Here is a 25939-nt window from a genome sequence, read left to right as displayed (position 1 = left end):
GAATCTCCCTTCAATTTATGAGAACCATACTCTCGCCTTCATGATGCCCGCAAGAGTCGAAGAAGGGCAGATCACTCGGGTGGAAGTCCGGCGATCGGGGAACGCGGTTCGTTCCTGTGGGGCTATGCGAGAGTCTGTCTGATTGCTACAATTCCCGGAGCGAGAATGCAGTATTCTCATTTGTGAGAATGACGTATTCAAATCAGAGGGAGGCGAGATGCACTCGATGGATATCAGGAGTGACCTCCTGATTTACCGCGTACCTGCTCTCGCTTGAAGTTCTGAGCGATTTTCACGATTACGGGGAGACTGGCATGTCATACATCGCTTCGATAGGGACGTACCTACCGTGCTGGGGAACGTCGGATTCCCGCGTGCCGGGTGACGACGAGGACGCGATTACTCTCGCGGTCGAGGCCGGCAGAGCGGCGTGTAGCACCAGCACCTCCGTAGAACACGTCATTCTGGTGAGCCGGGATCTGCCGCTGCTGGAAAGTAGTAATGCCGCGGTTCTGCTGGCCGGACTCGGACTCGATCCAGAGCTGGAGGTGGTCGAGCGCCTCGGCGGCGCACCCGCAACGCTCGATGCCGTCAGTAATGCTCGGCCGCGGACACTGATCATCGGCGTCGACCTTGAACCGGCAGGGGCAGCCGCCGTACTGACGTCGGACCACGGACTGCGAGTCCGCACCGCTGCTCGGGTGTCGCGCAGCCTTCCGGTGCGTACTCGTAACTCCATTGGCGTTGTGCATGATTACGGCGATCCGCGGTTGCTCAAGGAACGCGGATTTGTTGCATCGCTGTCAGCTGCGTGGGTGGATGCACCGGTTGCGGTAGCCGGTGTCGAGCACAAGCAGGCCACGACGTTGTGCGCGGCAGAGCCGGTTCGGCTACCGACACTCGGCGCGAGTTCGGGTCTGTTTGCCCTTGCTGCCATGGTCGATTCGGGAAGCACCGGATCGCTCGTCGGTGTCGAGCAGGCCAGCCTCTCGGGAGTCCGGGTCGCGGACGGCACTGCTGAGGTACACCGCCGGGAGCCCGCGCCGCGTCCCAAAGTGGAAGGCCAGTTCGTGCCGGGCGCCGATATTCCGATTTCGCTGGCAGCCTACGAGCGTGCCTTCGACGCAAAAGTCCGGTGGGAAGCGGGAAAATACGAGGACAGCGACGACCTGGACTTTCCCCCTCGCTATCGGGTCGACAACGACGGCACGCTGCAGACGGACTACACGTTTGTGCCACTACCACGTACCGGGTCGGTGTATACCGAAGTAACCGTGCATGTTCCGGTTCCCGGACTGAAGACTCCCTACTCCTTGGTGATCGTGGAACTCGACGACGTCGACGTTCGAGCGCTCGTCAAGGTGACCGGCGTCGAACCGGGAACTGTTGATCTCGGCGATCGTGGCCGGATGGTTCTACGCCGGGTGGCGATCCGCTCCGGGGTGCCGGACTACGGATACGCATTCGAACCGGAAACAGCATTTCTGATCGAGCAGGAGGCGGTATGAGAAACGTGGCGATAGTCGGCGCGGGGATGACACCCTTTGCCGAGCATTTCACCCTGGGTATCAAAGACCTGTTGCCCATGGCGTTCTCCGAATGCGCCGCCAGTATCGACAAGGGCTTGGACAAGTCCGATCTGCAGGCGGCCTGGTTCGGTGCGATGGGAACTCCAGACGGCTTTCCGTCCGGCATTCTCGCGGACACTCTCGGCCTGGCCGACATCCCCGTAACACGCATCGAAAACTCCTGTGCAACAGGCCATGATGCCGTGCGCAACGCGCTGTTCGGAATCGCGTCCGGTGCCTTCGACGTCGCGGTGGTCGTAGGAGCGGACAAACTCCGCGAGAGTGCGTCCAAAGACATGCTGTGGGAGTGGGAAGCTATGGCCCGCGACATGGCGTGGGATTACCCGCTCGGTCTGGTGGCTCCGGCCGGCTTCGCCTTGCACGTGCGTCGCTACCTGCACGAATCTCCTGCCACCCGGGAGCATATGGCCATGGTGGCCGTCAAGAATCATCTTCACGGCGTCAATAACCCGAAGGCCTGCAAGCGGTTCGAGATCACCATCGAGGAAGCTCTGAACGCACCGACCATCGTGACGCCGTTCAGCGCCTACGATTGCGCACCACAGAGCGACGGCGCGGCAGCGTTGGTGCTGGCGGCAGAAGACGTCGTGGAGAGATACACCGATCGTCCGGTCTGGATCCGCGGCGTCGGCTTGGGCCTGGATTCCGTCATGCACCAGCACAAGCGTGACATGACGTCGTTCCCCGCCACGGTTCGCGCTGCGAAGCAGGCCTTTTCGATGGCCGGCATGACCCCTTCCGACGTGGATGTCGCAGAGGTACACGACTTCTTCACCGGCATCGAGTTGATCAGTTACGAGGATCTCGGCTTCGCCGACCGGTTCGAGGGGTTCAAACTCATCGAATCGGGAGCTACCGGAATCGGCGGCTCCATACCGGTGAATCCGAGTGGAGGTCTGATCGCCAAGGGGCACCCGCCGGGAGCAACCGGTGTCGCGCAGTGCGTCGAGTTGTTCGAACAGTTGCGCGGTGATGCCGTCAATCAGGTTGACGGTGCCCGGATCGGTTTGGCACACAACGTCGGTGGACCGACAGCCGTTGCAGCAGTGACCATTTTGGAGGGGCCGAACGTCTGACAGTAATAAGTACCGAGAACTTCAGGCAGTGGGCGAGCGTCGAGCGACGCTCTCCCGCTGCTGCCCAGAAGGCGACGCGCGAATCACCGACATGGTGTGTGAGCGCGTCGTCAATGGTGCTCTTTTGCAGTGCAACTGAAAGCTGATCGACTGTGTCGATAGCTCGAGATTTGCCGTAGCCGCCTGTGTTCACACGCCAGGCGGCTGGTCTTGTTGTCGTGGCCCGTGTCGGGCGTTTTCACCAGTGGCGCCGAAGATCTCGATAATCGTCTGTGTGTTTCTTCCTTCCTGGGTACTCGATTCCGGTGACGTGGGCATTCATCGACGTGCGGACCTGCGCAGAACCATTTTCCTTGACACTTTGCGCAATAGTGTCTAGTTTTATGATCGCTCAGCCAGGTGCCGCTCAGCCAGATTTACTGCGGCAGGGTTTGCCGTTGCAAGCCGAGCCCGGGTGGGTTGATCTCCGTTCCGCGCATTTCTCGAGGGGGTAGCAGTGTCCGTGGGTGACGTGACGGAATTTTTGCTGGGCCGGCGGCGGGCGCGGATTTTACCGATTGCCTTGCAATAGACACTGATTCATTGCAGTGATCGAGGTGGGGTCGCGCTCCTGGTGTCGATTCGCCTTGTGAGAGTCGGTGTTTCAGTGTGTTCGACGGGGGAAATACTGTAATGCGCACTCGGCGACGAAGGTTCGGTACCCACTGTGATCTTGACCTCATTCGGCAACTCGTGCTAAGAAGGTGCTCAGCATTTTAGTGTGAAAGCTGAGATCCGCACAGGTGGTCATCATCTTTCGGGGGCAATGCTCAGTTCGGAAGGTGGAAGATCACTCGGTAGCGGTGACGGCAGGTTCGACGCAATGCGTGCCCACTCTCGTATGCGGCGGCGGACTGAACTTGTGGGCGAACGGAAAGTGGAAGATCCATGGAGATCCCAGATCGAAGTTTTGGCCAGAAGCGTTCTGCATCAAGTGAAATCACGAGTTGGATGCACGGGTATACGCGACGGCATCCCGTTGCCGCACTGGAAACGGTTGGTGGACAATGCGTTCTCGGGCTTCGTGCGATCCAGTACTTGGTGATCGACATCGCGACATTCCGCTTTCCAGTAGCGGAGTTCGTGCGTCAGACGGCCTTCATGGCGTCGGCATCCGCCGTTCCGACTCTGTTTGTCGCTATACCGATCGGCGTGACATTGTCGATTCAATTCGGCTTGCTCGCCGGACAGGTCGGTGCGACATCCCTGGCGGGCGCTGCCAGTGGCCTCGCGGTGATCAGACAGGGCGCTCCGATGGTCGCTGCATTACTCATGGCATCGGCAGCGGGATCGGCGATATGCGCTGACCTCGGATCTCGCAAGATCCGCGACGAGATCGATGCGTTGGAGGTCATGGGGATTTCGGTGATCCGCAGGCTTGTGGTGCCCAGGCTTGTAGCGGCGATTACGGTTGGTGTTGCACTGACGGGGCTCGTCTGTTTTGTGGGATTCTTTTCCGGCTACCTGTTCAACACCTTTGTCCAGAACGGCACTCCCGGCAGTTTCGTGTCGACATTTGCATCCTTTGCCACCGTCGGTGATTTCTTCCTGACGATGATCAAGGCAGTGCTCTACGGCGCGATCGTGGCAATCGTCGCCTGCCACAAGGGACTTACCACTCGCGGTGGACCCGCAGGCGTTGCCAACTCGGTCAATGCCACAGTGGTGGCGTCGATCTTGCTCCTCATGGTCGTGAACGTGGTCCTGACACAGTTGTACGTGTTGATGTTCCCGCGGACGGGTTTCTAGATGGCATCGCGGTATTACCCGCCGGGTATGAGGTCAGCGGTCAAGGTGGTCTCGGCGCAGGCAACAGTTGTCATGCGTCTGGGTCACATGGTCACCTTTCTGGGCCGGGCACTGGCCGCAGTTCCCTGGACCTTGAGGCATTACCGGAAGGAATTTCTGCGGATTCTTGCCGATGTCACATGGGGCAACGGTTCGATCGTAGTTGGCGGCGGAACGGCGGGTGTGATCATCGTTCTGGGTGCGGCGGCGGGGGCGATCGTGGGAATCGAAGGCTACAACGCGTTGCATCTGCTCGGTTTGGAGCCGGCGACCGGGATGATCGCGTCGACCGCAACAACGAGGGAACTGGCACCCATCATGGCGTCGTTGGCTTTTGCCGCGCAAGCAGGATGCCGCTTCACAGCGCAACTGGGTGCGATGCGGATCTCGGAGGAGATCGACGCGATGGAAGCGCTGGCGATCCGTCCTATTCCGTATCTCGTGACAACGAGGCTGATGGCATCCGTGGTTGCGGTGGTGCCGCTGTATCTACTCTGCCTCGCCTTGAACTACGTTGCGGTGAAGGTAGTCATCGGGCTGTCGGGTGGGGTGTCGACAGGTACCTACGAGCACTACTTCCGCCTGGTTCTCAGCGCGACGGACATCGGTTACTCGTTGGTGAAAGCTGTTGTCTTCGTGATTATTACCTCTACCATTCAGTGCTACTACGGTTTCTTCGCGTCCGGTGGCCCACAAGGGGTCGGGACTGCCGCCGGCCGAGCGATGCGTGCCAGCATCTCTGCGATGATTGTCGTCAATCTGCTACTGACGGTAGCGTTCTGGGGCATCGGCTCCGGGGCAAGGCTCGGTGGGTAGCTGATGCCGATACTGTTCGAAGCCGACGGCCGAGGCCCCTCTGCGACAACACTTCTCCTGCACGGTGTTGGTGCGCTGATTGTCGTGGCGCTGCTGATCACCGGATTGATCGCGAAAATGAACGGAGTCTTCGACAAGGCATTCGAGGTTACAGCGGTTCTTGCCGATGTCGGGGACGGATTGCCTGCGCGCTCGGACGTGAAATTTCGAGGCGTGCTGGTCGGAGTGGTGAACGGTGTGGATACATCGAGCGGCGGCGAGTCGAAGTATGTCGACATCGCTCTGAAACCGGAGTACGCGGCCGGGATTCCGGCAACCGTGACCGCTCGTGTTGTGCCCAGCAACGTCTTTGCCGTGTCGTCCGTTCAGTTGGTCGACAACGGGAGCGGCCCCCCGCTGTCGCCCGGCGCGGAAATCCCGCAAGACGAAAGTCTGTCGACGGTACAGTTGCAGACCGCGTTGACAAAACTCCGTGAAATCGTCTCTGCTACAGCACGTATCGGGACGGATCGCACACTCGGAATGCTCGCGGCCGTTGCGGCGGCAACAGACCGTCGGGGCGCCGATATCGTCACTGCGGGTGAGCAACTCCGCCGAATTGCCGCCGAACTCGGTGAGTTGACCACACCGAACGGTGAACCTTCCAGCTTGGGTGCGTTGTCCTCCGCCATCCGCGGTCTCCAAGAAGCTGCACCCGACCTCGTTGATGCCGTACACCATTCCGTCGTACCCATGCGGACCTTGGCACAGAAGGATGCCGCGTTGACCGCGCTGCTGACTGCCGGTTCGACAACACTGTCGGAAGTCGGTTCCGTTCTCGACAACAACACGGACAAGATCGTCGCTATCACCACACAACTTTCACCGGTTCTCAGCGTAGTTGCCGACGGCAGTACGGAATTCGCGCCCATCGTCACGCGGATGAAAGTCATATCCGACAAGTGGTTCAGCGAGTTCTGGCCGGTGGGTCAGCAGAACGCGACGGGAAAATTCCTGTTCCAATTCACACCGCACAAGATGTACACCCGCGCCGATTGTCCCCGCTACGGTGAGTTGGCCGGTCCGAGTTGCGCGACTGCGCCGGAGACCGCCGCGCCACCTGTGGTAGCTGACGGCGTTGCCCGTCAATTCGACTTTGCCCCGACGTCCGGAGGGAATGTCGGTCCGGTCGGAAGTGCCCAGGAGAAGGAACTTCTGGGCGATCTTCTGGGAGGCGAATCGACCCCTGCCGACGAGTTCATCCTCGGACCGTTGGCCCGGGGCAACACCGTGCAGGTGACACCCGAACCCGACGTGCCACTCGAACTCGAGCAGGGGATCCGATGAGCTATCGAAAACCCTTGATCGGAATCGCCGTGTTCCTGCTGATCTCCTGTGGCCTCACATGGACGGTGTTCGTCACACTGCAGCGCGGTGTTCAGGGCGAGACTAAATCCTTTACCGCGGTCTTCACCGACGTATCGGGATTACGCGCCGGCGACGACGTGCGGATGGCTGGGGTTCGGGTGGGGCGCGTCGATTCGGTCAGTCTCGACGGAACGCTCGCGCGGGTGGCTTTTCGGATCGAATCGGACCAAGCGCTGTACGGCAACACCAAAGCCGCGATCACGTATCAGAACATCATCGGACAGCGCTATCTCGGGTTGTCCCTCGGTGAGCAGGGGGAACCTCGAGTTTTGGTGAGTGGGGACGAGATTCCGGTGGAGAACACGGAACCATCCTTCGACATCTCGATTCTTCTCAATGGTTTCGAACCGCTGTTCAGCGTGCTCGATCCGCAGCAGATCGACAATGTCACAACCGCGATTGTCAGTGCACTGCAAGGTGATTCCGGATCGATCACCACATTGGTATCCGAGACGTCGACCCTTGCCGAGTCGTTTGCCGGCCCGGACAAGATTCTGGGCGACATCATCGTCAATCTGGACGGCATCGTTCACAGCCTCGCACTGCAGAGCACCAACGTCGACACGATGATCACGCAGGCACGGACGATCTTCGAACAGCTGGCAGCCAGGCGCGGCGAAATGGTCGACTCGTTGGATTCGATCGCGCTCGTTGCCGATCAAGTAGCGACACTGTCGAGCGACGTCGCCCCAGACCTGAGTGAGTTCCTCACTCGAGAACCGGGTTTCGCCCAGCACTTCCTGGACAACAAGGACACCTTCGGATACTTCGGTTTCAACTTACCGCCGATGTTGAAAGGGCTTGCGCGAGCGAGCCAGGACGGAAGTTACATCAACACGTACCTGTGCAATCTCAATGTCACCCTCGTCCCGGCGATCAGTGCCGTGATCCCCGCGATCGTTGCGCAGTCGACGCCCGGTGGTCAGATTACCCAGTCGAAGATTTGCAGGTAAGCGAAAGATGATCAGAGAAGCCACATCGAATTACGCTCGGAGACTGCGTAAGCCCCTCGAGGATCGCAGTGCACTGGGGATCGGGGTCTTGACGGTGGCAGGTCTTGCCATCGCGATGGTCGTTGCCCTCTGGGTTACATCCGCGGGAATCGGCAAGGTCAGCTACGACGCCGAATTCACTCAGGCCGCCGGAGTCAGCGCGGGGGACGCGGTCACCATCGCGGGTGTTCCAGTGGGAACCGTCGATGGTGTTCGACTCGCAGGAGATCACGTTGTCGTGACCATGCAGATCGACGAGGGTGTCTCACTGGGAGCCGGTACCGCAGCTTCCATCAAGTTGACGACGTTGTTGGGATCGCGATACGTCGAGATCCGTCCCGGCGGTGGCGGTGACATTGCCGATCATCGGATCGGGTTGGCCAACACCGAAGTTCCCTACGATCTGCAGCAGACACTGGATAATGCGACCACCACATTCGAGCAGGTTGACGCGGAGAAGATCGGGCAAACACTTACCACGTTGTCCGATCAACTGGAGGGCACACCTGCGCTCGTACCGCAGGTACTCGCGAACATCGAGAACTTGTCTTCGGTGCTGGCCGAACGGCGCGGACAGATCGGTTCGCTGCTGACCAGTACAAGTGAGGTGACAACTGTAATCCGCGGGCAGCAGAACAGTCTGGGTGAGTTGGTGCGCAACGGCCGTGACGTGTTGGCTGAAATCAACGCCAGACGGGAAGTAGTCGACCAACTACTCGTATCGACCACCGCACTCGTAGACCAACTGCACAGCGTCGTTGTCAATGACAGTCCGGCAATCGACGAACTGATCAACAATCTGAATGGCCTGCTCCAAAGCCTGAGCAACAATGACGATCTGCTGCGCAACACATTGGAGATCCTGCCGGTTCCGTTGCGCAACTTCGCCAATACCTCCGGGACCGCCAACGAAGTCGATTTCACGGCCCCCGCTGGGCCTTTCATCGACTCGTGGATGTGCGCTGTCAGCGGCCATGCAAACGAGATGAACTTGCCGCCCTATCTGAAGGACTGCAAATGAGATCTCTCATATCGATAGCGAAGGTCGCGTTGGTAGTTGTTCTCGCTACTGCCGGTTGTTCGGGTATTCGCAGCGCAACCTCGATGGACAATACGATCACCGTCACGGCGCAATTCGACAGTGGCGCAGGACTGTACGAAGGGAACTCCGTCTCGGTTCTCGGCGTTCCGATCGGTTCGGTGACCAGCATCGTCCCCCGCGGCACCGTGGTGGAAGTAACGATGAGCCTCGACAGCGGAGTCAAGATCCCGGAAACTGCGCAGGCAGTAACTGTGTCGACGTCGGTGTTGACCGACCGTCATGTCGAAATCACTCCGCCATACCGGGACGGCCCGGTGATGACGGACGGCGACATCATCCCGATGGACCGAACAAAGACTCCCGTCGAATTCGATCGACTGATCGCCATGGCGGACAAGATGGCGATCGAGTTGCAGGGCGATGGAGAGGGTTCCGGCCCGGTCGCTGACCTACTCGGGATCGGCAGCGCGATGGTCGACGGGAACGGGCAAGCCATCAAGTCGTCACTGAGCCAGTTGGCGTCGGCGCTGCAACTGGGTAGCGACGGCGGCGCGCAAACACAGAATGCCATCACGACTGTTGTGGACAATCTTGCAGTCTTGACTTCCGTTGCCGCGAACAATGATCAGGACATTCGTGAATTCGGTTCAGCCCTGACGCAAGTGAGTGATCTGCTCGGTGAGGCGGACTTGGGCTCGGGGGACACCGGTACCAAGCTCAACGAAATCCTTGTCGAGGCAGATAAACTTCTCGCGGCCAACCAGGGAACTCTGCAATCGACAGTGACCAACGCAAACACCGTGGTGACCGCATTGGCCGACTATCGGCGTGAACTTTCTGAATTTCTTACTGTCACACCACTTTTGATGGACAACGCTTACAACGCAATCGATCAGGAGAACGGCGGTGCGAGGGTGCACGCTCAGCTGGAAAAGGTCTTTCTCGACGGGCAGTTGGTCAAGGAGATCTGCAATGTCCTCGGCCTGCGTCAGCTTGGCTGCAGCACGGGAACACTCGAAGATTTCGGCCCGGACTTCGGGATCTCCGGGATGCTCGAGGGCTTGGCGGGGTTGCCGCGATGACGCCCCGAGGGTGGCGGGTTGTTTCCGCCGGGGCATGCGCCGGTCTGATGCTGTCCACGGCGGCGTGTGGTGTGGGGCTAGAGAGTCTCCCGCTGCCGGCACCTGGAGTTTCCGGGGACTACTACACGCTGTACGCGGTCTTCGACAATGCACTCAATCTGCCCGCCCAAGCGAAGGTGAAACTCCAAGGCGCAGACATCGGCGAGGTCGAAGCGATGAGAGTGCAGAACTACGAAGCGATAGTCACGATGCGGATCAAGGATGGCATCAGCCTGCCGGTCGGGGCCGGCGCGGAATTGCGGTCGGCGACACCGCTGGGAGACGTGTTTGTCGCAGTGGAACCCCCGCCTGGACCTGCGTCGAACGGTGCTCTTCTGTCCGACGGAGACAGCATCCCGATTGCGTCGACTTCGTCTGCGGCGACGATCGAAGAACTCCTCACCACATCGTCGTTCTTGATCAACGGAGGCGTCCTGCGCAACCTGACGAAGGTTGTCAACGGGCTCGGAGAAGCTGTCGGCGGACGAGGTGAGGAAATGGCGGACCTGATCGGTGAATCGACCGCTCTGATCGGGACACTGTCGAGCCGGAGCAACGAGATTCGTGAGACGCTTGCGTCGACCAATCAGCTTCTCGTGACGGTGTCGGAGCAGCAATCGTCGATCGACGACGCGATTTCGGCAGCCGGTCCGGCGCTCGGCACTCTGAACGCCAACACTGCGCAAATGCTTGATCTGCTCGCACAGGTGGCGCAGGTAAGTAGTCAAGTGGGAAAGTTCCCGTCGGTGAGCGGTACCGGCGCAGGCGGGATGGTCGCCGACATCAACACAATCGCTGCAGAACTCAACGACGCGGCAACCGATCCCAACGCGAGCCTCGCAGCCGTCAACAGGCTTTTGCCGCCACTCCTCAAGATCACCAACTCGACGTCCGCCCATGTCAATGCCGACCTGGAACAGCTCGCTATCGGGGCGATTGCGGATCCGAACCATCCCGCTGACCCTGGCAGCCGACTTCCGGATTCGAGCGACTGGGATGCGCTGGTGGGAACGATTACCTACACGCTGATGCGGTTGCAGGGCAGAGTGCTGGGGACCGGCCGATGAACAAGCAGATCCCTGACGGTGAGGGTGAGATGGGCCCGGTTGCGCGGCTGTCGGAAGTCCCCGCGGCAGCTCTCGTCAGCGCGGTCCGCTTCAGTAGCGCTCACCGACTCACAATGTCGGTGGTTGCACTCGCCGCAACGCTGGTTGTCGGCGTGGTGTACCTGACCTTCGGGGTCTTTCACCTGAGCCCGATCAGCTCGAAGATTACCGTGCGCGTGCATTTTTCGATATCCGGCGGGCTGCTGCCGCAGCAGGAGGTGATGCTCCGCGGAGTTCCTGTGGGAAAGGTGAATTCGGTCGAGTTGACCGACAGTGGTGTAGTTGCCGTCGCGGAGATCGACGGGGGTGTCGAGATTCCACTGGGCGGTGAAGTGCGTGTGGCGGGACTGTCGATGGCAGGCGAACAGTATCTGGACTTCAGGCCTACCACCGACAGTGGTCCGTATCTTGTCGACGGATCGGAAATCTCTTCCGAAGAAACGTCGACCCCGGTGCCGCTGGCGTCCATGTTGGGAAACCTCGACGGCATGCTGGCGCAAATCGATCCTGCCGAACTCGAGATGATCGTCGCGGAACTCGGCGTCGGACCGGAAGGGCCGAAGAAACTGTCGGCGATACTCGACGGCGGCGCCTTCCTCGTCTCGACGCTCGATTCGGTATTACCGCAGACGGCAACCCTTCTGCGCAGCAGCAAGGTTTTGCTCGGCACACTTGGTGACAGCGGCCCTGGGCTGCGCAGTACTGCGAGCAATCTGTCGGAACTTCTGCTCGGCGTCGAAGCGAAGGACACGGGGCTTCGTGAGTTCCTCGACGGTATGCCGTCGACTCTGAAGTCGATTGACGCGCTCATCGCCGACAACTCGCCGACAATGGTTCAGCTCCTCGGCAATCTGACGACGGTAGCCCAGATGGCCTACTTGAACGTACCTGCGCTGCAAGAGTTCTTCGTCCCGACATACCGTCAAGGCTCCACACTCGAAGCACTCACATCTGTTTTTCACGACGGTGGAATCTGGGCGTTTGTCAACATCTACCCGCGCTATTCGTGTGACTACGACTTGCCACGTCTACCGGCGACGGTTCCGGATTTCCCGGAACCGTACCTGTACACGTATTGCGACAACGATGACCCGTCGGTGCTTGTCCGCGGCGCTCGGAATGCGCCACGTCAACCAGGTGACGACACCGCCGGCCCGCCTGCCGGTGTTGCACCCGACACGCGAGCGTCGCCGACACCGATTGGGCCTCAATCGATTCCACTTCCCTATGGAGGTCCTGATCTCGAACAGAGTCCACCGGGGTGAACGCGGAAGAGCAGTTGAAACAGGAACATCGCAGCAGAGGAGAAGGAAAAATGAGCGAACGCGGTTCGACGACAACAATCGACAAGGCTGCAGATCTGGACCCGGAAGTAGACGAATCCGCAGCGGAGGGCAAGAGTGATGTGGGGTCGAGCGACACGGAGCCGGAGGTTCGCGTTCGCCGACGGGGGAGAGTAGTCGGAATCTCTGTGATTGCAGCCGTGGTGGCCATATCACTTTCCATGGCAGCAGTTTTCGGTTGGAAGCTACACGAAGCGCGCGCTGTCGACTCGGCAGCGGCCGCCGCACTCGATGCGGCGCGCCAGTACGCGGTGACTCTGACAAGTGTGAGTTCGGATTCGCTCGATCAGAACTTTGCGGCCGTACTCGACGGAGCCACCGGGGAATTCAAGGACATGTATTCCCAGTCCAGTGAACAGTTGAAGCAACTGCTGGTCGACAACAAGGCCGCAGCTCAGGGAGTTGTGATCGATGCCGGGATCAAATCGGCGACCGCTACGGAAGTCGAGGTCCTGTTGTTCATCGACCAGACCGTCAGCAATACAGTCGCACCTGATCCGCGGATCGACCGCAGTCGAGTCGTGATGACGATGAACCTGGTGGACGGTCGCTGGCTCGCCGGCAAGGTGGATCTACCGTGACACCGCGAGCGGGGAGCGGGGATGCCACTTGGACGGCCCCGCTCCGCACTCATTCACGTTCGGAGAGAGCCGCTCTGGGACATTGTGCAATCGACGTGCGAACTCGGTCTTCGGCGTCGTGCGGTACCTGGCCGGCAGTTACTTCCAATTCCTCGTTGGTGTCGAGGGCAAATACATCCGGCGCGTTTTCCACGCAGAGTGCATTTGCCTCACACAGATTCTTGTCGACGACGACGCGCATCCGGAGTCCTCCCTGATCAAGTTCACGGCTCGAATCCATGCCGTGTTGCACTGAGTGCGCGAACGAAATTGGTTCCAGCGGATCGGAACGCATACCCGCGTGAATGTAAAGTCATCCACCACCTTGGATACTGTACCTTCGCAGAAGAGATTGCAAGCCCCAAAAGGGTTAGGGCTGTGTCTAATTCGTGTCTTCGATCCGTTCGCCTTCGAGTCGAACCAAATACTCCTCGACCAAGGCGAAGGTCTCCGCGTGCCCACCGAAAACGCCGAGTGACTCTTCCATCACGAGTACGCGTGACAAGCTTGTGATCAATACCAGCGCTGCGGCGGGCGGGCATGTTTTCGGATCGATACCGTACTCCTGCAACACATTTCCCATTATTTCGAGTTGAGCTGCGCGGAATCGCTCGGAGTAGTCGGCGATTTCCGCCCGGATGACTTTCCGATGATTGGCGAGGGCGACAAACTCCATAGTGAAGGCGGTGCCCTCCGCTGCGATGCTGAACTCCCACAGTGCTCTCAGGGGTTGTGGCGATTTCAGTAGTTCGGCCTGACGCTCGAGACCTTCTACCGCGCGGCGACGAAACAGTTCGAGAAACAGATCGTCCATCGTGCGGAAGTAGTAGTACACGAGCGGCGGCTTCAGCCCGGCCTTCTTTGCGATGCGGCGAGAGCTGACCGCCGCATACCCCTCTTCCAGCATGACTTGTTCTGCGGCGTCGAGGAGGAGTGCTCGATTTTTTGCATCAGGTGCGCCGATTCTGCGTGGCGAAGTCATCCGTGGCTCCCTAAGCGTCAAAGGCTGGTCATGTGAACGGTTCTCGCTACAGCCTAATGCGAAGAAAACTCCGCTAGACCATTGCCTACACCCTAAGCTACGCATATGCTCAGCATTATGTTGATCGACTGATCAGCATTTGCCAGGCGGCGTCGACAATTCGGCTCGCCTGGATGCCCGTCGACCCCGCCCGTCCCGAGGGTGCGCTGCCTTCCGACACACGTGCCTAGCCCCAAAGACGTCAATGCCCTGCTTTCCGACACAGGAGACCCGTAATGACTGAAATCGATCAGGTCGACTTCTTCACCGATCCGTCGATCGTGGATGATCCGTACCCGTACTTCGAATCCCTACGCGCGCAGTGTCCCGTCGTGCGAGAGCCACACCACGGTGTTGTTGCCGTGACGGGGTACGACGCGGCGACTGCTGTGTACCGCGACTCCGAGGTGTTCTCGTCGTGTGTTTCGGCAACGGGCCCCTTCCCCGGGTTGCCGTTCGAACCCGAGGGTGACGACCTCGGCGCTCTGATCGAGCAGTACCGCGATCATTTCCCGCTGCACGAGCATCTGGTGACCATGGACATGCCGCAGCACGCGGCGCACCGGTCGTTGTTGAAGCGACTGCTGACGCCCAGGCGTTTGGCGGAGAACGAAGAGTTCATGTGGCGGCTCGCGGATCGCCAGATCGACGAATTCATCGCCCGGGGCTCGTGCAACCTCATGAGCGACTATGCGCAACCGTTTGCGCTGCTTGTCATTGCTGACCTGCTCGGTGTACCGGAAGAGGACCATCAGGTATTTCGCGTGACGCTCGGCGCGCAACAGGCGGGCTCGATCGACGAGTCCGAGGCCTTCACGAGCAATCCGCTCGAGTTCCTGGCAGAGCGATTCACGTCGTACATCGAGGACCGTCGACGGGAACCGCGCGACGATGTTCTGACGGCCATCGCCACAGCCAAGTATCCCGACGGCTCGACTCCGGAGGTCGTCGATCTCGTGCACGTCGCGTGCTTCTTGTTCGCTGCCGGCCAGGACACGACGGCGCGGTTGTTGACCGCGTCCTTCCGATTCATCGCCGAGAATCCCGAACTGCAGCAACTGCTTCGCGACGAACCGGAACGTATACCCAATTTCGTCGAGGAGACACTTCGGATGGAGGGTCCGGTCAAGAGCGACTTCAGGCTTGCGAAGAACCCGACAACTGTTGGCGACATGGATGTTCCGGCCGGGACCATCGTCATGATCTTGAACAGTGCGGTGAACCGTGATCCGGAAAGGTTCGAAGATCCCGACACGTTCGACATCGAACGGCAGAATGCGCGCGAGCACATAGCTTTCGGTCGAGGAATACACGCGTGCCCGGGTGGTCCGCTGGCCCGCGTCGAATCACGTGTCAGCATCACTCGACTTCTGGATCGACTGAAGGACATTCGGATTTCCGAGGCCGAGCACGGACCAGCTGACTCGCGGACGTACGAATACGAACCGACATACATTCTGCGGGGCCTCAAGGCGCTGCATCTCGACTACACCCCCGCGACGGAATCCTCGTCGGCGGAATCCGTGATGACTGAAACCCACTGACTAGCACCCACTGACTAGCACCCACTAACTAGCACCCGTTGACTGAAACTCGTTGACGAACAAGGAGAACAACATGACTTCATCCACTCAGGGGACCTCCGCGAACGACCGTGTGGCGGTCGTGACCGGCGCTGGATCGGGTATCGGGCTGTCTGTGGCTCAGGCTCTTTCGGAGCGGGGTCACCGAGTTGCATTGTTGGACAGAAATATCGACGAAGCGCAACGTGTTGCCGAGAAGTTGAGTGCGGACGGCACCGAGGCCATGGCGTACCAAGTGGATGTCACCGATCGTGTTGGTGTCAGGGCGGCCATGGACGCGGTACGCGGTGAACTCGGCCCGATCTCGATCATCGTCACCAGCGCGGGTGTCGAGACGTTCACACCGGTAACCGAAATCAGTGCGGAAGAGTGGGACCATATCGTCGCGGTCAACCTCACCGGAACCTTCACCTCCATCCAGGCAGTTGTTCCCGACATGATCGAAGCCGGGTGGGGTCGAATCGTCACCATCTCGTCGTCGAGCGCTCAGTCGGGCGCGCCGAACATGGCCCACTACGTAGCGTCCAAAGGTGGGGTCATCGCACTTACTAAGGCACTGTCCTTCGAGCTTGCGCCGCAGGGGATTACCGTCAACTCGATCCCGCCGTCGATCATCGATACCCCGATGGCTCGTAAGTCCGAAGCGGACGGAGATTTTCCCGGCGTCGACGTTATCGCAAGTATGACGCCGGTCCGTCGTGCCGGACTGCCCAGTGATGTGGCTGCGGCGTGCGCGTTCCTCTGTACAGACAACGCGGGCTTCATCACGGGACAGCTCATCGGTGTCAACGGAGGTTGGTATATGTAAATTGTCCGTTTCCTGGTTTCTTTTCCAGTGGCACAGTACGATTCCGTTCAGATTTCGACTTACTCGACCCTCGCTCGTCGGAGATCCACCGGCCACGGGGTTCGGTCCGAATTCATCTAGGCGCGCTGCCTCTCCCACCCGTGGCCTTGGCACTCACGCCGCCGGCGTCCGCCGGTCTCTTCAGCCTGTATCGGTCGGCCCGTGGGGCCAAGTAACGAGGAGGAACGGTTGAAACTACAGCGAATACTTGTTGCCGTCGCGGCGACAGCACTTCTTGTCAGCGGATGTAGTGGCCGCGAGAGCGGCGGCAGCGAGAACATCGAAGGCGGTGGTGAGGGGGCTACCGCACAGTCTGCATCTGGCGACTTCGGTGATCTCCAGGACGTCTGTCAGTCTGGGGACGCCCAAGGCGGCACTGCTCAAGGTGTCACTGCCGACGAGATCGACGTTGGAGTTTTCTCGGACATGGGATTCACCAAGAATGCCGAATTCGAGGAAGCCGCAAAAGTTTTCACGTCCTGGTGTAACGACGCCGGAGGTATCAACGGTCGTAAAGTGGTCGCTACCACCCGCGATGCGAAGCTGATGGAGGTTCGTCAGCGAATGGTCGAAGCCTGTCGTGACGACTTTGCGCTCGTCGGTGGTGGCGCCGCCTTGGATGCTCTCGGCGTCAAGGACCGGCTGACGTGTATGTTGCCGAGTTTCCCAGCTCAGGCCGTCCAAGAGCGTTCTGCCGGAGCTGATCTCGAAGTCAGTGCATCTCCCGCAAAGATCCCGGGCTATGACAATTACAACGGTTTCCGAACCTGGGTGGTGAACGAGGCGTATCCGGATTCGAAGGGTGCGGTGGGAATGATCAACGGCGATTCCGCTGTCACCAAAGCGATTGCGGGCGTTACCGCTGAGACCCTCGAGGCCGCCGGTGCCACGCTGGTCTACAACGAGCTGTATCCGGCGATGGGTGTGTCGGACTGGACTCCGTACGCGCAAGCAATCAAGAGCAAGGGCGTCAAAGGGTTGATCTTCATGGGTGAGTTCGGTCAGTTGGCCAAGCTCGAAGAGGTCCTCACCAACATGGACTACAAGCTCGACTGGATCGATGCCAACAATAACGCCTACAACGCGTCGTTCATCGAACTGCTGGGGAAGTCCGCCGACTTCCAGAACAACCTCGTAGATCTCAGTGGTGTGGCGCCGTTGGAAAGTGACGAGCCTGCGGTGGCGGAGCTCGAGGCTCTGTACGAGAAGTACGCACCGAATGCGCAGATCACACTCCCGGCGATGCGGGCGATGTCATCGTGGCTGCTGTTCGCGAAGTCGGCTGCCAGTTGTGGCGACGAACTTACCCGTGCTTGCCTCTACAAGGCAGCGACGGCCGAGACTGCTTGGACCGGAGGCGGTTTGCATGCCGCAAACGATTTGGCGAATCCGATTCCACCGCAGCCGTGCTTCAATGTCGAACAGGCCACGTCGGACGGTTGGCAGGCAGCAGACTTCAATCCCGACAACGGTCTCTACCGCTGCGATATCCCGGCTCGCAAGTTGGTCGCCGACTTCGGCACGCCGATGACACTGGCAGACGTCGGTATGAGCATGGGCGATTTCGAGTAATGGAACAATTCGTCACCTTCGGGATCGTCGGTCTGAGCACGGCCGCGATCTACGCGATCATCGGCAGCGGCTTGGTGGTCACCTACACCACCACCGGAGTGTTCAACTTCGCACACGGCGCGACCGGCATGATGGCGGCATTCTCCTACTGGCAGCTCAGTGTCGGGTGGGGCTGGCCGGTGTGGTTGTCGGTAGCGACCGTACTTCTGGTTCTTGCACCGGCTTTCGGGCTTCTCGTCGAACTGTTGGTGCGGCCGGTTCAGGCTCTCGGCGAGGCCGAGAAGCTGGTGATGACGATCGCGTTGCTGAGCGGTCTGATTGCGCTCGCCCGATGGATCTGGAATCCGAACAAAGCTCGCTCGCTTCCCAGGTTCTTTGCCGAGCAGAACTCTTTTCACATCGGGTCAGCAACAATCAGTTGGCATCAAGCCTTGACACTGGTGGTGGCGATCGCCGTTGCGGTGTCTCTACGAATACTGATGCTGCGCACCCGAACCGGAACCGAAATGCGAGCGACCGTCGATGACCGTGCCTTGGTGGGACTTACCGGGGCAGATCCGGTACGGGCCAACCGGTTTGCCTGGATTCTGGGAACCGTGTTGGCCGCAATCGGCGGTATCCTCATCGCTCCGATGGTTGCGCTCGACGCGACCCAACTGTCGCTGGTCATCGTCAGTGCTTATGCCGCAGCGATATTCGGTCGGTTGAAGAGCCTGCCCATGACATTTGTCGGCGCAATTGTCGTGGGCTGCATGGAGGCGTATCTGACCGGCTACCTCCCGCAGAATCCGTACCTCCCAGGTCTGCGGCTGGCGGCGCCGGCGATATTGCTGTTGCTCGCGCTGTTGCTCTTTCCGCACGGGCGACTTCGAGGACGCGACCGTCACCTCAGTGCGGTTCCGCTACCGAGCGTTCGAGGGACGTTAGCCTTCGCCGGGGTGATCGTCGCGTTCGGTCTCGTCTTGGCCACAGTGCTGGGTGAAGGTGATCTGATCACCTACGGACAGATCTTCGCGTTCGGCGTGATCGCGTTGTCCTTCGTTCCACTTGTCGGTTACGCCGGTCAGATATCACTTGCGCAGTTGACCATGGCGGGGGTGGGTGCAATTGTCTGTGCACGCTTGGGCGGAAATGGGCAGTGGTGGGCGCTTTTGGCGGTGATGGTCATCGCGGGCATTGTCGGAGCGGTCATCGCGATCCCCGCGCTCCGGCTCAATGGTGTCTACCTGGCACTCGGGACGGCGGCCATTGCGGCCGTCTTCGACCGATGGATATTCACGATCCCGTCCTTCGAGGTGTTCGGAGTCGAGATCGTGCTGTTCGACCAGGGCTCAGTGGATTTGGTCGGCCCACGACTGTTCGGATTAGAGGTGAATACTCCGGCAGAACTGACGGTGTTCTCCGCGATCTGTCTTGCCCTCGTCACGATCGCCGTGGCCGCGTTGCGCCGCGGGCGACTCGGCCGCCGGTTGATTGCGCTGCGCGACAGTGAGGCTGCCTTCGCGACCCTCGGGGGCAGTCTGCTGTTGACCAAGATGCTGGTGTTTGCGCTTGCCGCTGGTATTGCGGGGCTTGGTGGGGCGCTGTACGGAATGCAACTGATGTCGGTCACCGCCGAACAGTTCAGTTTTGTTGCCGGGCTGGGTATTTTCCTGATCGCTGTCGTGGGTGGCCTGGGAGTTGTGGGTAACGGGCTCTTCACGGGCACGATGATTGCCGGCCCGTTGAACGCGATCGTGGCATTGTGGCCGGCGGCCGCCAACCTCGTGCAGACGCTGCCCGCTGCTGCCGGCCTCGCTTACAGTTCCGGAGCGGTCGACGACGGAGTTGTGCCGAGCTTGCGCCGGCGCTGGGAATCGGCTCTCCGGGACCGCCTTGTAATGGCGGTCTTGCTGGGTTGGATTGCAGCGCTGTGGGTTTTGCGTGTCAATGACGTCGTCAACGGGTACGTACTCGTGGTGGGCGTAGTGATCGGGGCATTGGCCGCCCGCAGTTGGGCCGAAGCGCGGCATCGTCAGGTTCCGGCGGAGCCGGAAATTCCGGTGGAGTTGTGGGGCATATCGCGCCCATGGACCGCCGAAGACGGGGAGGTGCTCAGTCGTGAAGTCGCAGCTCGAAGTTGAGGACATCACGGTGATGTTCGGCGGTCAACGCGCGCTCTCCGGGGTCTCGCTGAAGGCGGAGCGTGGTCACGTGACCGGACTGATCGGACCGAACGGGGCAGGCAAGAGCACGCTGTTCGACGTCATTTCCGGGCTCCGCAAGCCGGCCACGGGAAAGGTGTTTCTCGGTGGCCGCGACGTGACCAGAGCCGGGCCGTCCCGGCGTGCGAAACACGGTCTGGCGCGGACGTTTCAACGACTGGAACTCTTCGGCCGACTCAGCGTCCGCGACAACCTCCTGGTTGCCGCGGAACTGGGGTCGCAGCGACGCAAGGCCGGATCCGTCGCCGACGACATCATCGATCGACTCGGATTAGGACTGGTTGCCACGACAACCGCGGACTCCTTGTCCACCGGCATGGGTCGCCTCGTCGAGGTGGCCAGAGCAATGGCCGTGAATCCCACCACCCTTTTGCTCGACGAGCCCGCCGCAGGTCAGGACCGCGAAGAAACAGAGCGGTTCTCGCTGATTTTGCGCTCTCTGGCGGAGGAGGGGATGGCTGTCCTGCTTGTCGAACATGACATGGAATTGGTGATGAACGTGTGCGACCAGGTGTATGTACTCGATCTCGGGAAGATCATCTCCGTCGGCCCGCCCGAACTGATCCGCCGCGACGACGCTGTTCTGGCAGCGTATCTGGGGGGATCATGAATCCGATCCTCGAATTGCGGCGTGTACGAGCGCGTTACGACGAGATCACGGTTCTGCACGGGATCGACCTCAGTGTGGCGCCAGGTCAGATAACTGCCTTGCTGGGGCCCAACGGTGCCGGGAAGACGACGACTCTGCGAGTCGCTGCCGGAGTTCATCCGATCACCTCGGGGCAACTCGTGGTTGGAGGGCGCGATGTCAGTGGGATTCGTCCTCGGGATCTGGCCAGATCCGGTGTCTGCCTGATCCCGGAAGGCCGTGGAGTGTTTCCCAACCTGAGCGTCCGGGACAACTTGCTCATGATGACGTTCACCGGTCGCACGCGCGAGGAAATCGAGGAGATCGCGTTTGTTCGGTTTCCGATCCTCGCCCAGCGCGCATCGCAGACGGCAGGCACACTGTCCGGCGGTGAGCAGCAGATGCTCGCGCTCGCCCGCGGTCTCGCGACGGACCCCGCTGTCCTTCTCCTCGACGAGTTGTCGATGGGGCTCGCGCCGTTGATCGTCGGCCAACTCTACGAGCAGGTCGCCCTGATTGCCAGAGCGGGTGTCGCCGTACTGGTGGTCGAGCAGTTCGCGAACACCGTGCTCGAATTTGCCGATCACGCAGCAGTTCTGGTGCGTGGCCGGATCCAGAAGCAGGGCAGCCCAGATGGCTCACTGCGTTCCGAACTAGCTGCCCTCTACCTTGGGAGTGTCACATGACCGCGACTGAAACCCGCGCCGACCGCTTCACTCGCGAGTTGGCCGAACAGAAAATTCCCGATCCCTCCGCCGGCCGATCCGCCCTTTGGCTCAGGTTGGGACTGGTGCTGATGGTGATCGGTCCGGCCTTGGGTATCGCGTCGTACTTTCTCTCGCACAACACTTCCGATCCCTTGGTGCAGCGCGACGCGATCATTCTTGCCCTCATCGGGATTTCACTCGGCGTGAGCGGGTCGGCACTGTACATCCGCTATTCCATTACCGGATTCCTCAGGTTCTGGATGGCCAGGCAGTCATACGACCTGAGCCTGGTGGGAGATCGACTCTCCGAGCGCGATATTCAACCCTGACAGCAGCAGCTGCCGTTGTTCCTCGCGGTAGTTCGCCTGCGGACGGGTGCGTCCGTGTGCTGGTGAAAGTTTTTTGCAACCACGGTGTTCCGAAACATCGTGGTGGAAAGCCCATGGTGGGTGGAACCCGTCCGCCCATCGGAGAGGATCCGTCATGCGCAATTCGGTAATTAGTCGAGTCGTGGCCGCCGCCGGTTTTGTTGCCGTCGTGGCCGCCACCGTCACAGGCTGCAGCAGTGATTCCGACAGCGACACCGCTGACACCACAACAACTTCGGCAGCGGCCTCGAAGGCTTCGAGCACGTCGTCTGCGGGGACCACCGCGGCGGCTGCGGCCGACGACGCGACGACCAAGGAGATCACGGACGTCTTTGTCACCTTCTTCAACGGAACTACTCCGCCCGCGGATCGTGCCGCTCTTGTCGAGAACGGTGACGTGTTCCTGCCGACTCTCGAAGCGCTGACGGCCAATCCGCAGGCCACGGCAACCACGGCAACGGTTCAAGGTGTCGAGGCCACCGGCACGAACGCTGCCGTGAAGTGGACGCTTCTGATGAACGGGGCTCCGGTTCTGCCGGACCAGTCCGGTGAAGCGCTAGAGCAGGCCGGTGAGTGGAAGGTGTCGGCCGCGACGTTCTGCACGCTGTTGGCGATTCAGGGCGGCGGGGCGCCGGTTCCCGGTTGCTGATCGCCCACAACGACGCGACGTCGACGCCGGTAGCACCGGCGTCGACGTCGCATGCACGTGCACGCCAACAGATGTCAGCTCAAGTATCGAACCAGATTTTGTGCGACACAGGCGGGCCGCTCGGACCCTTCGGCGGTGATCGTGACGGTGCGCTCCACTTGGATTCCGCCGTCGATGTCGGTGACGGAAGTGAGCTCCACTGTTCCCCGCACCCGGCTGTCCACCAAGACCGGGCTGATGAACCGCACTTTCCCCAGTCCGTAGTTGAGCGCCATGCGGGCGCAACTGACGGCCATGACTGTCTGAACTATCGGTGCCAGCAATGACAATGTCAGGAATCCATGTGCGATGGTGGCGCCGTACGGTCCGTCTGCAGCACGGTCCGTATCGACATGTATCCACTGGTCGTCGTCGGTGGCTGCCGCGAAGAGATCGATCCGTTTCTGATCGATCGTGATCCAATCGCTGGTGCCGATCGTTGTCCCGACAGCGGCTCGGATATCGTCGAAGGTGGTGAAATCAGTCTGGTCCAAACCACTCTGGGTGCTCAACCGGCCAGCCTGAGTTCAACGGGGTTCAGTCGCAGATCGCAGATGTACGCGAGTTCTGCCGCGATCTCGGGTGAGAGGTCGCTCTGCTCTCCGACCTCCAGGATGCTGTGGAGGCGACGGAAGAATTGATCAGGCGTGATCCCGAATTGGACAAAAATGTCTTCGGCGGGTCCGCCGTTCCAATGTCGCCACTTCAGGGCGAACGTCAATATCGCATCATGGTCGTTCATTACACGCCTCCTCAATTCAAACGTGAGTTCGGTTATCTCAATTGGTCTTTCATGACTTTGCCAGTCGCATTGAGTGGCAGTGCGTCGAGGAACTCGACAGTGCGAGGAGCTTTGAACCCGGCCATCCGCTCGCGGCTCCAGGAGAGTAGGTCTTGTTCTGTCACTGTATGTTTGGTGACCACAAACGCTTTGCCGACCTGCCCCATTCGTTCGTCGGGAACGCCGATCACGACAACCTGATCGACCGCCGGGTGTTCGAGGAGGAAACCTTCGATCTCGGCTGGATATGCGTTGAACCCGCCGACGATGAACATGTCCTTCTTGCGGCCGACGATACTGAGCCGTCCCTCGTCGTCAAGCTTTCCGAGATCGCCGGTGTGCAGCCAACCGTCCGTGTCGATCGCTTCGGCGGTTGCCTGCGGATCGTCAAGGTATCCCTGCATGACGTTGTATCCGCGAATCAGTACCTCGGAATCGTCTGCGATTCGCAATTCGATTCCGTCACATGGTGTACCGACGGTAGTTGCTATCTGCTCGAACGAGTCGCCGGGGCGCGACGCGGTTGCCGTTCCCCCTTCGCTCAAGCCGTAACCCGTCATGATGGTCTGGAACGGAAGTTCCTTTGCGACCCGGCGGATGAGTTCTACCGGAATGTCCGCCGATCCGGTGACCGCAGCACGTAGTGACGACAGATCTCGGGTGTTGGGAGCGGACAGCAGTGACTGGTAGAGCGTCGGCGGTCCCGGGAGCATGGTGATCTTCTCGGTCTCGACCAGTTCCAGTACCTGATCCACGTCGAGAACGGCTACGGGCAGAATGGTGGCGCCGCGAATCAACGACGCGACAACGCCTGCTTTGTAGCCGAACATGTGGAAGAACGGGTTGACGACCAGGTAGCGATCGCCTTCCCTCAGGTCTGCGAGATCGCACCACTCCGAGAACATTCGCAGTGTCTGGTGATGGTTCATCATGACGCCCTTGGGGCGGCCGGTCGTTCCCGACGTGTACATGATGTCGGCGATGTCGTCGCCGCTGATCTCGCATTCGAAAGGTGCACCGCTGGAAAGGAAATCCGACTTCAAGTCGATGACCGGTACGTCATCGGGTGCACTGTACTCGAGGCCCAGGAACCCCTTCTGGACGAGTACGGCTTTGGCGCCGCTCCGTCGGATGATGTCGGCGGCCTCGTCGGCCTTGTACCGCGTGTTGACGGGAACCAGCACTCCGCCGGCGGTCAAGATGCCGAATGCGGCGATGATCCATTCGGCGGAGTTGGGCGCCCAGATCGCCACTCGATCGCCCTTGTCCACGCCGATCGAGGCCAGAGCGCCAGCGGCCCGGCGGACCCGATCAGCGAGTTCGACGAAGGTGATCCGGACGGGCCCGTCGACGACCGCTTCGGCAGTGCCGAAGCGGTCGGCCGCACTCAGGACCATCTCAGGGATGGTCTGCCACTTCACAGCGAAAGGAGCCCTGCAAGGTTGCCGCCCATGATCTTTGCCTGATCCTTCTCGTCCAGGTGCCCGAGCATGTCCGCGAAGTGCCGCGGCTCTGCCAAGCCCTCCGGATGCGGGTAGTCCGAGCCGAAGAGCACTCGGTCGACTCCGACGAGATCGATCAGATCGGTCACGCCCTCCTCGTAGAACGGGCTGACGTGGACCTGGCGCTTGATCGCAGCGACGGGATCCTGCATACCGAAGCCTTCAGGTGCCTTCTTGAAGGTGTCGGCGAGGCTGTCCAGAAGTGGCCGCAGCCAGGCAGATCCACTTTCGATGACCGCAAGCTTGAGGTCAGGGAAGCGGAACAGTGCGCCGTGGCAGACCCACGATGCCACGGTGTCCTGTACGGGACGCCACTCGTTGACCATGCGGAACGTATTGGTCTGGAACGGCAGCATCTCGCCGTCCGTGCCTTCCCACTCGGCGTCGAAGCGCGCGTATCCGCTGTCCGACGAGTGCATCGCGACGAGGAGGTCGAGCTCAACGACGCGCTTCCAGAAGGGGTCGAACTCCGGCATGGCAAACGAACGAGGGCCCTTGAATCCGGGGACGGGTGCTGGGCGCACGAGAATAGCCCTTGCGCCGCGCTCGGCAACCCACTCGAGTTCTTCGAGTGCCTTGTCGAGGATCGGCAGGCTGATCACCGGGGTGGTGAAGATGCGGTCCTTGTAGTTGAACTGCCATGTCTCGTACAGCCACTCGTTGAGTGCGTGCACAACAGCGTGAATCAGGTCCGGATCGTCACGCATCCGCTCTTCGACCAGGCTGGCGAGGGTCGGGAACATCAGCGTGCGGTCGACGCCCAACTCGTCCATGAGTTCCAGGCGCGGGCCCGGCTCGCTGAAGGCGGGGATTGCCTTCATGGACTTACCGAAGATCTCGCGACGGCTCTTGCCTTCGGGGTTTCCGTTCTTGAAGTACTCCTCCATGGAACCCGGGCGTGCAACGACGCTGAACGTGGGGTTGGGGATGTACTCACTGATCTGTCCGCGAATGGCGATCTTGGTGCGTCCGTCGACCTCGACGTACTTGATGGCGTCCTTGTACTTCGCCGGGAGGTACTTGGTGAGGGCCTCGGCAGTCTCGTACAGATGGTTGTCTGCGTCGAACAGCGGGTAAGGCAGGTCCTTCGGGGGCATGA

General features: G+C 60.4%; 25 protein-coding genes. 19 read left to right on the top strand and 6 right to left on the bottom strand.

Annotation, left to right across the window (positions count from 1 at the left end):
* Window positions 1–314: 314 nt before the first annotated feature.
* The 11 genes from FEZ60_RS17625 (at window position 315) to FEZ60_RS17575 (ending at window position 12900) form a co-directional block, all read left to right on the top strand.
* Entirely contained in the window at window positions 315–1508 is a 1194-nt protein-coding gene (locus FEZ60_RS17625; protein WP_033231773.1) for an OB-fold domain-containing protein, read from the top strand.
* Complete coding sequence (locus FEZ60_RS17620) at window positions 1505–2665, top strand: thiolase (RefSeq protein ID WP_033231772.1); 1161 nt, start codon at window positions 1505–1507, stop codon at window positions 2663–2665. Before FEZ60_RS17625 ends, FEZ60_RS17620 begins: the two co-directional genes overlap by 4 nt.
* A gap of 990 nt (window positions 2666–3655) precedes the next feature.
* Window positions 3656–4453, top strand: coding sequence for an ABC transporter permease (locus FEZ60_RS17615; protein WP_230590015.1), 798 nt, complete (start codon window positions 3656–3658; stop codon window positions 4451–4453).
* A complete protein-coding gene (locus FEZ60_RS17610; protein WP_033231770.1) occupies window positions 4454–5308 on the top strand; it encodes an ABC transporter permease in 855 nt (284 codons plus the stop codon). It begins immediately after the preceding gene.
* Between the two features lie 3 nt (window positions 5309–5311).
* Window positions 5312–6634, top strand: coding sequence for an MCE family protein (locus FEZ60_RS17605; protein WP_172936616.1), 1323 nt, complete (start codon window positions 5312–5314; stop codon window positions 6632–6634).
* Window positions 6631–7668, top strand: a complete 1038-nt coding sequence (locus FEZ60_RS17600; RefSeq protein ID WP_033231769.1) for an MCE family protein — start codon at window positions 6631–6633, stop codon at window positions 7666–7668. The genes FEZ60_RS17605 and FEZ60_RS17600 overlap by 4 nt, the downstream gene beginning before the upstream one ends.
* Window positions 7669–7675: 7 nt before the next feature.
* A complete protein-coding gene (locus tag FEZ60_RS17595) occupies window positions 7676–8728 on the top strand; it encodes an MCE family protein (protein WP_051730288.1) in 1053 nt (350 codons plus the stop codon).
* Entirely contained in the window at window positions 8725–9831 is a 1107-nt protein-coding gene (locus FEZ60_RS17590; RefSeq protein ID WP_172936615.1) for an MCE family protein, read from the top strand. Before FEZ60_RS17595 ends, FEZ60_RS17590 begins: the two co-directional genes overlap by 4 nt.
* Window positions 9828–10937, top strand: a complete 1110-nt coding sequence (locus FEZ60_RS17585) for an MlaD family protein (protein ID WP_092803289.1) — start codon at window positions 9828–9830, stop codon at window positions 10935–10937. The genes FEZ60_RS17590 and FEZ60_RS17585 overlap by 4 nt, the downstream gene beginning before the upstream one ends.
* Complete coding sequence (locus FEZ60_RS17580) at window positions 10934–12241, top strand: MlaD family protein (RefSeq protein ID WP_242484623.1); 1308 nt, start codon at window positions 10934–10936, stop codon at window positions 12239–12241. Before FEZ60_RS17585 ends, FEZ60_RS17580 begins: the two co-directional genes overlap by 4 nt.
* A 50-nt stretch (window positions 12242–12291) precedes the next feature.
* A complete protein-coding gene (locus tag FEZ60_RS17575) occupies window positions 12292–12900 on the top strand; it encodes a hypothetical protein (protein WP_172936614.1) in 609 nt (202 codons plus the stop codon).
* Between the two features lie 49 nt (window positions 12901–12949).
* Here FEZ60_RS17575 and FEZ60_RS17570 read toward each other — a convergent pair whose 3' ends face one another.
* The gene (locus FEZ60_RS17570; protein ID WP_141485083.1) at window positions 12950–13141 is read right to left on the bottom strand and encodes a ferredoxin; all 192 of its coding nucleotides are present in this window, start codon (window positions 13139–13141) and stop codon (window positions 12950–12952) included.
* A gap of 180 nt (window positions 13142–13321) precedes the next feature.
* Window positions 13322–13921 (bottom strand): TetR/AcrR family transcriptional regulator, encoded by a 600-nt coding sequence (locus FEZ60_RS17565; RefSeq protein ID WP_116103642.1) that lies wholly within the window; start codon window positions 13919–13921, stop codon window positions 13322–13324.
* Window positions 13922–14196: 275 nt separating this feature from the next.
* Between FEZ60_RS17565 and FEZ60_RS17560 the strand changes: the two genes are divergently transcribed.
* The 8 genes from FEZ60_RS17560 to FEZ60_RS17525 all read left to right on the top strand — a co-directional run bounded on the left by FEZ60_RS17560 (window position 14197) and on the right by FEZ60_RS17525 (window position 22518).
* Window positions 14197–15504 (top strand): cytochrome P450, encoded by a 1308-nt coding sequence (locus FEZ60_RS17560; RefSeq protein WP_045064720.1) that lies wholly within the window; start codon window positions 14197–14199, stop codon window positions 15502–15504.
* 73 nt (window positions 15505–15577) lie between these two features.
* A complete protein-coding gene (locus FEZ60_RS17555) occupies window positions 15578–16351 on the top strand; it encodes an SDR family NAD(P)-dependent oxidoreductase (protein ID WP_172936613.1) in 774 nt (257 codons plus the stop codon).
* A 228-nt stretch (window positions 16352–16579) separates the two neighbouring features.
* Complete coding sequence (locus tag FEZ60_RS17550; protein WP_202026128.1) at window positions 16580–17962, top strand: ABC transporter substrate-binding protein; 1383 nt, start codon at window positions 16580–16582, stop codon at window positions 17960–17962.
* Window positions 17962–20085: an ABC transporter permease gene (locus tag FEZ60_RS17545; RefSeq protein ID WP_172936612.1), complete on the top strand. Its 2124-nt coding sequence runs from the start codon at window positions 17962–17964 to the stop codon at window positions 20083–20085. The genes FEZ60_RS17550 and FEZ60_RS17545 overlap by 1 nt, the downstream gene beginning before the upstream one ends.
* Window positions 20063–20776: an ABC transporter ATP-binding protein gene (locus FEZ60_RS17540; protein ID WP_230590008.1), complete on the top strand. Its 714-nt coding sequence runs from the start codon at window positions 20063–20065 to the stop codon at window positions 20774–20776. Before FEZ60_RS17545 ends, FEZ60_RS17540 begins: the two co-directional genes overlap by 23 nt.
* Entirely contained in the window at window positions 20773–21480 is a 708-nt protein-coding gene (locus FEZ60_RS17535; protein ID WP_172936611.1) for an ABC transporter ATP-binding protein, read from the top strand. Before FEZ60_RS17540 ends, FEZ60_RS17535 begins: the two co-directional genes overlap by 4 nt.
* Complete coding sequence (locus FEZ60_RS17530; RefSeq protein ID WP_172936610.1) at window positions 21477–21830, top strand: hypothetical protein; 354 nt, start codon at window positions 21477–21479, stop codon at window positions 21828–21830. Before FEZ60_RS17535 ends, FEZ60_RS17530 begins: the two co-directional genes overlap by 4 nt.
* 154 nt (window positions 21831–21984) lie before the next feature.
* Window positions 21985–22518 carry a hypothetical protein gene (locus FEZ60_RS17525; protein ID WP_172936609.1) on the top strand — a complete coding sequence of 178 codons (534 nt, stop codon included), beginning with the start codon at window positions 21985–21987 and terminating at the stop codon, window positions 22516–22518.
* A 74-nt stretch (window positions 22519–22592) separates the two neighbouring features.
* Here the strand turns inward: FEZ60_RS17525 and FEZ60_RS17520 are convergent, their stop codons facing one another.
* The 4 genes from FEZ60_RS17520 to FEZ60_RS17505 are packed head-to-tail and all read right to left on the bottom strand — an operon-like array spanning window position 22593 to window position 25937.
* On the bottom strand, window positions 22593–23069 hold the full coding sequence (locus FEZ60_RS17520) for a MaoC family dehydratase (RefSeq protein WP_033231760.1): 477 nt from the start codon (window positions 23067–23069) through the stop codon (window positions 22593–22595).
* On the bottom strand, window positions 23066–23299 hold the full coding sequence (locus FEZ60_RS17515; protein ID WP_033231759.1) for a hypothetical protein: 234 nt from the start codon (window positions 23297–23299) through the stop codon (window positions 23066–23068). The genes FEZ60_RS17520 and FEZ60_RS17515 overlap by 4 nt, the downstream gene beginning before the upstream one ends.
* A 32-nt stretch (window positions 23300–23331) precedes the next feature.
* Complete coding sequence (locus tag FEZ60_RS17510; protein ID WP_172936608.1) at window positions 23332–24759, bottom strand: FadD3 family acyl-CoA ligase; 1428 nt, start codon at window positions 24757–24759, stop codon at window positions 23332–23334.
* On the bottom strand, window positions 24756–25937 hold the full coding sequence (locus tag FEZ60_RS17505; protein ID WP_033231757.1) for an amidohydrolase family protein: 1182 nt from the start codon (window positions 25935–25937) through the stop codon (window positions 24756–24758). The genes FEZ60_RS17510 and FEZ60_RS17505 overlap by 4 nt, the downstream gene beginning before the upstream one ends.
* Window positions 25938–25939 lie beyond the last annotated feature (2 nt).

The organism is Rhodococcus sp. MS16, from assembly GCF_013277795.1.
GTDB classification, from domain to species: domain Bacteria; phylum Actinomycetota; class Actinomycetes; order Mycobacteriales; family Mycobacteriaceae; genus Rhodococcus_F; species Rhodococcus_F globerula.
This window is presented reverse-complemented; position numbering and strand designations above follow the sequence as displayed.

Coding starts and splice junctions, on each gene's coding strand:
- FEZ60_RS17625 (WP_033231773.1), top strand. CDS start 315: ATGTCATACATCGCTTCGATAGGGACGTACCTACCGTGCTGGGGAACG.
- FEZ60_RS17620 (WP_033231772.1), top strand. CDS start 1,505: ATGAGAAACGTGGCGATAGTCGGCGCGGGGATGACACCCTTTGCCGAG.
- FEZ60_RS17615 (WP_230590015.1), top strand. CDS start 3,656: ATGCACGGGTATACGCGACGGCATCCCGTTGCCGCACTGGAAACGGTT.
- FEZ60_RS17610 (WP_033231770.1), top strand. CDS start 4,454: ATGGCATCGCGGTATTACCCGCCGGGTATGAGGTCAGCGGTCAAGGTG.
- FEZ60_RS17605 (WP_172936616.1), top strand. CDS start 5,312: ATGCCGATACTGTTCGAAGCCGACGGCCGAGGCCCCTCTGCGACAACA.
- FEZ60_RS17600 (WP_033231769.1), top strand. CDS start 6,631: ATGAGCTATCGAAAACCCTTGATCGGAATCGCCGTGTTCCTGCTGATC.
- FEZ60_RS17595 (WP_051730288.1), top strand. CDS start 7,676: ATGATCAGAGAAGCCACATCGAATTACGCTCGGAGACTGCGTAAGCCC.
- FEZ60_RS17590 (WP_172936615.1), top strand. CDS start 8,725: ATGAGATCTCTCATATCGATAGCGAAGGTCGCGTTGGTAGTTGTTCTC.
- FEZ60_RS17585 (WP_092803289.1), top strand. CDS start 9,828: ATGACGCCCCGAGGGTGGCGGGTTGTTTCCGCCGGGGCATGCGCCGGT.
- FEZ60_RS17580 (WP_242484623.1), top strand. CDS start 10,934: ATGAACAAGCAGATCCCTGACGGTGAGGGTGAGATGGGCCCGGTTGCG.
- FEZ60_RS17575 (WP_172936614.1), top strand. CDS start 12,292: ATGAGCGAACGCGGTTCGACGACAACAATCGACAAGGCTGCAGATCTG.
- FEZ60_RS17570 (WP_141485083.1), bottom strand. CDS start 13,141: ATGCGCGTCGTCGTCGACAAGAATCTGTGTGAGGCAAATGCACTCTGC.
- FEZ60_RS17565 (WP_116103642.1), bottom strand. CDS start 13,921: ATGACTTCGCCACGCAGAATCGGCGCACCTGATGCAAAAAATCGAGCA.
- FEZ60_RS17560 (WP_045064720.1), top strand. CDS start 14,197: ATGACTGAAATCGATCAGGTCGACTTCTTCACCGATCCGTCGATCGTG.
- FEZ60_RS17555 (WP_172936613.1), top strand. CDS start 15,578: ATGACTTCATCCACTCAGGGGACCTCCGCGAACGACCGTGTGGCGGTC.
- FEZ60_RS17545 (WP_172936612.1), top strand. CDS start 17,962: ATGGAACAATTCGTCACCTTCGGGATCGTCGGTCTGAGCACGGCCGCG.
- FEZ60_RS17535 (WP_172936611.1), top strand. CDS start 20,773: ATGAATCCGATCCTCGAATTGCGGCGTGTACGAGCGCGTTACGACGAG.
- FEZ60_RS17530 (WP_172936610.1), top strand. CDS start 21,477: ATGACCGCGACTGAAACCCGCGCCGACCGCTTCACTCGCGAGTTGGCC.
- FEZ60_RS17525 (WP_172936609.1), top strand. CDS start 21,985: ATGCGCAATTCGGTAATTAGTCGAGTCGTGGCCGCCGCCGGTTTTGTT.
- FEZ60_RS17515 (WP_033231759.1), bottom strand. CDS start 23,299: ATGAACGACCATGATGCGATATTGACGTTCGCCCTGAAGTGGCGACAT.
- FEZ60_RS17505 (WP_033231757.1), bottom strand. CDS start 25,937: ATGCCCCCGAAGGACCTGCCTTACCCGCTGTTCGACGCAGACAACCAT.